7 protein-coding genes are annotated in these 6,206 nt (G+C 70.2%); 5 read left to right on the top strand and 2 right to left on the bottom strand.

Features of this window, described 5'->3' with window-relative positions:
• Nucleotides 1–566: 566 nt before the first annotated feature.
• Nucleotides 567–1,640, bottom strand: a complete 1,074-nt coding sequence (locus EXE51_RS04460; RefSeq protein WP_049930519.1) for an aldo/keto reductase — start codon at nt 1,638–1,640, stop codon at nt 567–569.
• 239 nt (nt 1,641–1,879) lie between these two features.
• On the opposite strand from EXE51_RS04460, the gene EXE51_RS17485 reads away from it, so the two are divergent.
• The 5 genes from EXE51_RS17485 to EXE51_RS04440 all read left to right on the top strand — a co-directional run bounded on the left by EXE51_RS17485 (nt 1,880) and on the right by EXE51_RS04440 (nt 5,078).
• Nucleotides 1,880–2,056, top strand: a complete 177-nt coding sequence (locus EXE51_RS17485; protein ID WP_158413875.1) for a hypothetical protein — start codon at nt 1,880–1,882, stop codon at nt 2,054–2,056.
• A 63-nt stretch (nt 2,057–2,119) separates the two neighbouring features.
• The gene (locus EXE51_RS04455) at nt 2,120–3,031 is read left to right on the top strand and encodes an acyltransferase (protein WP_049930517.1); all 912 of its coding nucleotides are present in this window, start codon (nt 2,120–2,122) and stop codon (nt 3,029–3,031) included.
• 113 nt (nt 3,032–3,144) lie between these two features.
• A complete protein-coding gene (locus EXE51_RS04450; protein WP_137692080.1) occupies nt 3,145–3,738 on the top strand; it encodes a DJ-1/PfpI family protein in 594 nt (197 codons plus the stop codon).
• A 15-nt stretch (nt 3,739–3,753) separates the two neighbouring features.
• On the top strand, nt 3,754–4,572 hold the full coding sequence (locus EXE51_RS04445) for a hypothetical protein (RefSeq protein ID WP_089308277.1): 819 nt from the start codon (nt 3,754–3,756) through the stop codon (nt 4,570–4,572).
• A gap of 92 nt (nt 4,573–4,664) precedes the next feature.
• Nucleotides 4,665–5,078: a DoxX family protein gene (locus tag EXE51_RS04440; protein ID WP_049930511.1), complete on the top strand. Its 414-nt coding sequence runs from the start codon at nt 4,665–4,667 to the stop codon at nt 5,076–5,078.
• An 18-nt stretch (nt 5,079–5,096) separates the two neighbouring features.
• Here the strand turns inward: EXE51_RS04440 and EXE51_RS04435 are convergent, their stop codons facing one another.
• Nucleotides 5,097–6,173, bottom strand: coding sequence for a CNNM domain-containing protein (locus EXE51_RS04435; RefSeq protein ID WP_049930509.1), 1,077 nt, complete (start codon nt 6,171–6,173; stop codon nt 5,097–5,099).
• Nucleotides 6,174–6,206: the final 33 nt, after the last annotated feature.

The raw sequence follows: 6,206 nt of genomic DNA, 5'->3' as shown, positions 1-6,206 counted from the left end.
GTTGAGGGTGGGGCTTCGGTGTGGTCCTCGCCGTCATGCGACGCGACGGGGCGTTTTGTGCGCCCCGCCTACCGAACGCCCTTCGGAGTCGGTGAACCCACCGTTCGGGGCCGGGCTACTGCGACCCGCACGGCGCGGGACTTGTGCCAGCACAGCACCAGTCGCCAATACAGCGGGATGTAGATTAACAGTTGCTCAGTATCATGTCAGTTTCCGCTCCGCCCTACTCGCTCGCTTCGGTCGCTCTCTCCTCACGGGTCGCAGGCCCGGGCGCCCGGTCGAGCGGTCGCCGCGACCACAGCCGCCGGTCGTCGGGGGCCGTCGCGATCAGTTTATACCCGCGAGCGAGTAGATCGCACCGTGGTGGCGATGACGAGTCGGTTACCCCCACTGAGCCCCTTGTGATGACGGGTTTCGACCGAGCCACCGTTTCCACACCCGCCAGCGGCGCGGCCGAGCCGCCCCGGAGTGAAAGTGGTCCTGAGCGACGGTGTCAAGGCGCTGTCTGGCGGTTTCGAGGCGAAGAGGCCGGGTCGATCGGCGTCGATCGAACGCGGGGTCGCCGCTCAGTACGACGCGGCGCGCTTGTCGAGGCCGGCGGCCTCGATGTCTTCGCCGTCGACGGAGGTGCGGAGGACGTCCATCCCGTCGTCGCGGTCGATGTCGAAGTTGCGGGCGTACAGATCGTCGAGCCGCTCGTACTCGGCGTCGGAGATCGGCGGCACGTCGGCGGCGGCGCTCCACTCGGCGATGTCGGCGCCGTCGCGAAACGTCGGGGTGACGGAGGCGACCTCGTCGTGCGCGAGCAGCCAGCGGATCGCGGCCTGCGCCATCGTGCGCGCCCCCTCAACACCGTCGGGGTCTTCGAGGAAGCGGATCGCGTCGACCTTCTCCCAGCCGGTCTCGTACCACTCCTTCGGGCGGTGCGAGCGGTGGTCGCCGTCCTCGAGGACGGTGTCGGGCGTCACCTGTTCGTTCAGCAGGCCGGAGGAGTGCGGGACGCGAGCGATGACGGAGGTGTCCGAACCGCTCTCGCGGATCGTGTCCACGAAGTGGCGACCGGGCTCCTGCTCGAACATGTTGAAGACGGTCTGGACCGCGTCGAACTCCTCGTACTCGACGGCGGCGTCGCCCTCGGCGAGCCAGCCGATCGAGGGGCCGAGCGCCCAGCCGAGCGCGCGGACGCGCCCGTCGGCCTTCCACTCGCGGAGGAGGTCGCGCACCTCGGGGGTCACCTCGTCGACGTTCGCGTTGTGGAGCTGGAGCACGTCGACGTAGTCCGTGTCGAGGCGGTCCAGCGAGGCCTCGAACGCCTCGGTGAGGTACTCACGGTTCAGCTCCTTCGGGAGCTCGCCGTGACCGGCCTGCGGGTTGTCGTAGAAGTCGTAGCCGATCTTCGTCGACAGCGTCACCTCGTCGCGGCGGCCGGCGATCGCCGTCCCGATTATCTCCTCGCTGTCGCCGTGGCCGTACACGTCGCCGGTGTCGACGTAGGTGACGCCCGCGTCGAGCGCCTCCTCGACCATCCCGACCGCCTGTTCGTCCGAGCGGTCGCCCCACCAGTCGGTGCCGACGACCCACGCGCCGAAGCCGACCTCCGAGACCTCGACGCCCGAGTTACCGAGTTCGCGGTGTTGCATGCCAACCGGTTGGTGGTCGGGACACTTATCGGGCGCGGTCGGTCTCGGGGCGGTGGAACGGCCGGCGATCGCTGTCGGTCTCGGGGCGGTGGAGCAGGCGGCGATCGCTGTCGGTCTCGGGGCGGTGGAACGGCCGGCGATCGCTGTCGGTCTCGGGGCGGTGGAGCGGGCGGCGATCACGCTCGCTCGTCTCGGCTCGTCCCGCCGCCTATTACTTGATCCCGGCTCGTCGACCGCCCATGGACGACTCCCTCCGTTGGCGGCTCGACGCCGTGATCGTCCTGCTCGGGATCATCGCCGTCGTCGCGGTCACCGCGCTGTTGCTCTCGTTCGGCAGGGCCGCGATCGCCCCGGCGTTCGTGATCGCCTTCACGGGCGTTCTCGTCGGCATATTTGCCGCCGAGGAACTGTACTGATCGGCTGAGGCGCCGCGGTCGCACAACCGAATCCATTTGAGTGATGGCGACGAAGGAGGGCCGATGACAAAGCGACACGTGTCCCTGCCCGACGGCGCCGAGGCCGGGGTCCGAGGGTTCATCGACGAGGTGGACGAGCGGCTCTCCTCGGACGAGGACACCTGCGAGGTCGTCCGTGACGTGCTGATCGACCTCCACGGCGACCGGGAGGCGTGGGAGGCGTGGCAGAGCGGCGAATCGGTGTCGCGCGCCGAGCGCGTGCGCCTCCAGGGGTACGACCCGTGTAACGCGACGCTGGAGTCGGAGTACTACGCCGAGAAGGACGAGGAGCGCTTCCAGCGCTCGAAGCACCTCCAGTGGCTCTGGCGCCAGTTCGACGCCACACCGATGGCCGACAACGTCGAGTTCGCGCTCCGGTTCCGGCAGATGCTCGGCAACCACCTCTTCGCCGAGTGCGGCGACGACTGTCGCTTCTTCAAGGGGATCTCCGTCACCTACGGCCACAACATCGAGGTGGGCGACAACGTCGTGATCCACGACGACGTCCACCTCGACGACCGCGGGAAGCTGACGATCGGCGACCGCGCCTCCATCTCCGACGGCGTCCACCTCTACAGCCACGATCACGACATCGTCGACCAGACCGAGGTCCGGAACTTCCACACGATCGTCGAGGATGACGCCCGCGTCACCTACGACGCGATGGTCCGGGCCGGCTGCCGCGTCGGCGAGAACAGCGTCGTGGGCGCGCGATCCGTGGTCCAAGGCGACGTGCCCGCCCATCACGTGGTCGTCGGATCGCCCGCCCGCAGTGTCCGCGTGAAGCCGGGGTGGGAGGAGGCCGCCGAGGAGATCGAGGACGGCCGGCTCCCCGACAACCAGGACGACCGCGAGATCGAGTACGACCTCCCGGACGACCTCGAGCAGTTCGACGAGTTTCAGCGGGACCTCCAGCCGCCGAGCCCGCCGCGCTGAGGGCGCCGTGCGGCCGACGCGTCGGTGATCGGAGGCGGCTTGTTCATGGTATGATATCTCACGCCAGTATCGTTATTGGCCAGCAGCGCGTACGCAGAGGTGGTGTCGCACACATGACAGGACAACGGATACTGATGATCGTCGGCGACTTCGGGGAGGACTACGAGATAATGGTGCCGTACCAGGCGCTCCAGGCGGTCGGCCACGAGGTCCACGCCGTCTGTCCGGGCAGGGAGGGCGGCGAGACGGTCAAGACCGCGATCCACGACTTCCGCGGCGACCAGACGTACCTGGAGGAGCGCGGGCACAACTTCGAGCTCACGCACGGCTTCGACGAGGTCGAGCCGGCCGACTACGACGCCTTAGTCGTTCCCGGCGGGCGCGCCCCCGAGTACCTCCGCGGCTACGACGAGGTGCTCGACGCGGTGCGGCACTTCTTCGAGGCGGACAAGCCCGTCGCGTCGATCTGTCACGGCCCGCAGATCCTCGCTGCGGCGGGCGTCCTCGACGGCTACGAGATCACGGCGTACCCCGCCGTCAGGCCGGAGGTCGAGGCCGCCGGCTGCTCGTGGGTCGACGGCGTGACGACCGACGGGAACCTCGTCACCGGCCAAGCGTGGCCCGATCACCCCGAGTGGATCGCACAGTTCCTCGACCTGCTCGGGACCGAGATCGACCACGAGGCGACCGCGGCGACGGCGGACTGAGCCCGCGCTTTTTCGATGCCGGACCCTCGCGCCCTCGCGGTCAACGTCGCCGCCAACACGAACGAACCCGGGTTCCGGGGGCCCGTCTACCCCGACGGCTCCTTCGCGTACGTCCCGATCCCCGAGTCGGCGGCGACGCTGCCGCGCGGGCGCGCCCCGGTCGACGAGCCGGTCCCGACCTACGGCGACCTCGACCTCCCGTTCGCCGTCCCGGAGGCCCTGCGCGAGGTGCCCGTCCACGCCGACCCCGAGTTCCCGGGCGTCCACGGCCGCGAGCGCGCGACGTACGGCGACCCGCACGGGGTGAAGGCCGGGCGGATCGCGACCCTCGAACCCGGCGACCGGCTCCTGTTCTACGCGACGCTGTCGCTGCGGCCGCGCGACTGGGCCGGACCGGGCGACGAGCGCCCCGGCGACGCGGGCGCGGACGACCGCGGCGGCGCGTGGCTCCGAGAGCACGGCGTCGCCGTCGACGACGACCTCGCCCCCGACTGGGGCGCGTACCTCTTCGCGGGGATCCGGATCGAGCGCGTACTCTCGCCGGCCGAGGGCGACGGCGTCGTCGACCGCGCCGCCGCCGCCGCGGCGGCGCCGACCAACGCGCACCTGAAGCGGGACCCGTTCGACGCCCGCGTCGTCGCGGTCGGCGACCCGGACGCGTCCGGCCGCTTCGACCGGGTCGTTCCGCTGAGTGCGCCCGACGCAGGGGTGGAGGCGAACCCGATCGTCACCGACCTGTCGAGCGACTCCGGGAAGGGGCCCTGGTGGCGCCGCCCGATGGGCTTCGACGAGGCGGCGACCGCGGAGCTGCTGGCGCAGATCGACCGGGCGTGAGGGGCGACCGACGCGGCGCGAGGGGGCGGCGCGACGGGACGCCGCGTCCGCCGCCACCGCGATTTATGAGGCGCGGCCGCGTTGTGTGCGGTATGAGCGACGACGAAACACCAGACGCGAGCGACGAGGCGACCGGCCGCGGCGCGCCGTCGCGGCTCGGGCGCGTCCTCCTAGGCGCCGGCCTCGCCGCGCAGGCCTCGGAGGACTTCCGCGACATGGACGACACGATCGAGTACGCCGAGTCGGCGGGCGTTCCGATGCCGGACGTGGCCGCGCCGTTCGCCTCCGGCATGATGATCGTCGCCGGCGTCGGCATCGCGCTCTGGCGGCTCCCGCGGGTCGCGACCGGCGCGGCGGTCGCGTTCCTGACCGTCGTCACCGCGACGATGCACGACTTCTGGAACGCCGACGAGGACGACAAGGGCGGCGAGCGGCTCGCCTTCTTCGGCAACCTCGCGATGCTCGGCGGGGCGTTGGTGTTCCTGCGCGAGGCGTACAAGGACTGACCGGAGTCGTGTCGCGCGCTACAGTTCGCCGGCGTCCAGCGGGTCCTCCAGCTGGCCCATCACCGCCTCCATGGCGTCGGTCGCGGTGAGCAGGCCGACGACCTCGCCGTCAGCGACGACCAGAGCGAGCTCCTGCGACTCCGCCTGGAACCGGTCGTAGGCGTCGCTGACGCTCGCGTCAGGGGAGACCGTCAGCGGGGGGGCCGCGACGTCCGCGAACGTCAGGTCGCCGTCGCGGAGCGCGTCGAAGCGGCTCACGATCGAGGGGGCGTACACGATCCCCTCGAAGTCGCCCCGGTCCTCGCCCACGAGCGGGAAGCGCGTGTGCGGGGTGTCCCGGATCCGGTCGAGGTTCTCGTCGACCGACGCCGTCGTGGTCAGCGAGACGATCTCGTCGGGCCGCGTCATCACGTCCGCGACGGTGACCCGATCCACGTCGAGCGCGTTGAGAATCTCCTCGCGCCGTTCCTTCGGTAGCTCGATGTCTTCCATCATCGAGCCGAGGCGGGTGCGGAGCTGCGCGCGCGTCTCCAGCACCTCCCCTTCGGCCTCGGTCCACGACCCGGTCATCTCGACGCCGAAGAGCCCCAGCGTCGCCTTCGCGACCCAGTCGCCGAACTTGATCAGCGGCGAGATGCTCCAGGCGAACCAGTACAGCGGCCGAGCGCCGTAGTTCGCGACCTGCTTCGAGCGCTCGACGCCGAGATACGTCGGCGTCTGCTCGCCGTGAGTCAGGTGGACCATGTTGATGAGGAAAAAACCCAACAGCGAGCCCGCGCCGGCCGACGCGAGCGCGGTGTTCTCGAATATCGGCGCGAAGATCGCCGCAAGCCCCGGCTCGGCGACAATACCGAGCGCGATGCTCGTGCCGGAGATCCACACCTGACAGGTGGTGAGGTAGAACTCCAGGTCGTCCGTCATCTCCCAGGCGCGCCGCAGTCCGGGGGTGTCCATCTCCGACTCCGGGTACTGCCGGAGGCGCGTCAGGCCGAACTCGACCGCCACGAAGTACGCGTTGATCAGGATGAGGAGGACGCCCGCGGCCACGCGGAGCGCGACCTCGGTCGGGGGCATCGTCGTCGCGAGCGGGATCATCGTCTCCCGTTCCCCGTGCGACCCTGAAAAGGG

The sequence above is a fragment of the Halorubrum sp. CGM5_25_10-8B genome (assembly GCF_005435095.1).
Lineage (GTDB): Archaea > Halobacteriota > Halobacteria > Halobacteriales > Haloferacaceae > Halorubrum > Halorubrum ezzemoulense.
Note: the sequence above shows the minus strand (reverse complement) of the source record. Positions and strands in the feature narration are given on the sequence as shown.